This window comes from Kitasatospora sp. NPDC034023 (assembly GCF_055575795.1).
On the sequence record NZ_JBVIRY010000113.1, the window covers coordinates 1 to 1,418 of the forward strand.

Sequence of the window (1,418 nt, forward strand, 5' to 3'; positions counted from 1 at the left end):
GCCCGGGTCCGGGTCGGGAGGGTCTCGCAACAGCGGCTGGGCAGGGCAGGGTCGTGCGGATGTTGCGGAACCCGCGCCGGACCCGGGCGGGGGTGAGGCGCTCGACGGGCTGGGGTCGTTCCCAGGGTCGGCGGAGGTCGGCGGACAGCGCTCTGGCGAGGCGGAGTTGGGTGTGGGCGGCCAGGACCAGGTGGGTCCAGCGGTCGGCCGCGACCGGTTCGCGTAGGCGGGGGCGGGTCCAGCCCAGGGTCTGCTTGAGGAATCGGAAGGTGTGCTCCAGGTCGAAGCGCCGCAGGAACGCGTGCCAGGCGGTGTCGGTGTCCGCGTCGGGTGGTGTGGGATCGGAGAACCACAGCCAGACCGGCTTCGGGGTGCCGCCGGAGGGCAGGTGGTCGACGTCGAGGCGGATCAGGGTCCCCTCGATGATGGGGAGTTGGCCCTGGTGGTCGCTCCAGGCTGAGCGTCGCCAGATGCGGGGGTGCAGGCGGTGCCAGGCGTGGACGCGGGCGGTGCCGTAGCGGCGGGTGGTGTGCTCGCTGTCGCTGTCGGGGTCGCGCCAGGTCGCGGGGTCGGCCAACGTGAACCGGGATCCGTGACTGCGGGGTTGGCCGCCTTTGGGGCCCGCCCGGTAGTCGTCGGGCACGGGGTTGAAGAAGACGCGGTCGGAGCGCATCCGCACCACGATCTGGACGGGCAGGTCCCGTAGGAGGTAGGCCAGGCGCGGGCCGTCGTAGCGGTGTCCGCCACGATCAGCACCGGCGGGTCGCCGGCCTTCCAGTGCCCGGCGTCGAGGATTCCGTGCAGGACCTCTCGCAGTTGGGTGGCGGTGACGGCCGCTGTGTCCGCGCCGGGTTCCAGGCGCTTGGCGTCCAGTTGGGCTGTCCACGAGGTCGAGCCCGATTCCAGGGCGGCGACGAAGGAGTAGGGCCAGCCGGGCACCATCTCGTGCGTGTTCTCGCGCCGGCCGTAGGTGTGGCAGAAGGAGCGGGCATTGCTCGGGTTGGCGTCCGGCCGCAGCCAGGCGGTTACGTCGACGGCGAGCACGATCCGCCCGCCTGGGCCGAGGGGCACGCTGTGGGCCGCGATCGCGCGCCGAAGGCCGTCCGCGTCGAGGTCCCCGCGGTTCAGGGCGGCGTACAGGGAGCCGTGCGAGCGCCGGTGCTCGGGCGCCAGGGCCAGCTCGACCAGGGCGCAGACCGGCCCGTCGGCACACAGCAGGGCATCCGACAGCTCGAACAGTGCGTCCGCGCGGCGGGGCATCGCGGCGTACAAGTCCATTCGAAAGGAGGACAGTTCCGCAAGAGCCTGCCGACGAACGGCTTCAGGGACCACAATCGACACCGACGACCTCCGGCTCTGTTGTGCGACTCGACATCACACAGCGTGAAACGGAGGTCGTCGCCATGTCCCGAAGATCC

The 1,418-nt window shown here is 71.7% G+C and carries 2 pseudogenes; both read right to left on the reverse strand.

Annotated elements, in window-relative coordinates:
- A pseudogene (locus ACZ52R_RS43500) lies at window positions 1-673 on the reverse strand (NF041680 family putative transposase); the annotation flags it as partial.
- Between the two features lie 122 nt (window positions 674-795).
- Window positions 796-1,278, reverse strand: a pseudogene (locus ACZ52R_RS43505) (transposase); the annotation flags it as partial.
- Window positions 1,279-1,418 lie beyond the last annotated feature (140 nt).